At 55.1% G+C, this 365-nt stretch carries 1 pseudogene; it reads right to left on the bottom strand.

The window, feature by feature from the left end:
• Nucleotides 1–365 (bottom strand): annotated as a pseudogene (locus ACK6BI_RS28050) (elongation factor Tu); the annotation flags it as partial.

Genomic DNA, 365 nt, shown 5'->3' with positions numbered 1-365 from the left:
GCGCCGACGGTACGACCGCCTTCACGGATAGCGAAACGCAGACCATCTTCCATCGCGATGGTTTTGATCAGGGTAACAGTCATCTGAATGTTGTCACCTGGCATTACCATTTCAACGCCTTCTGGCAGTTCGCAGTTACCGGTCACGTCAGTAGTACGGAAGTAGAACTGTGGACGGTAGCCTTTGAAGAACGGAGTGTGACGACCGCCTTCTTCCTTGCTCAGAACGTAAACTTCTGCGGTGAACTTGGTGTGCGGCTTAACCGAACCTGGCTTGACCAGAACCTGACCACGCTCAACGTCGTCACGCTTGGTACCACGCAGCAGAACGCCGCAGTTCTCGCCAGCACGACCTTCGTCCAGCAG

Source organism: Pseudomonas sp. KCJK9016 (assembly GCF_046231795.1).
Classification (GTDB): Bacteria; Pseudomonadota; Gammaproteobacteria; order Pseudomonadales; family Pseudomonadaceae; genus Aquipseudomonas; species Aquipseudomonas bananamidigenes.
The sequence above is the reverse complement of the archived record's forward strand: the minus strand, read 5'-3'. Positions and strand labels throughout refer to the sequence as shown.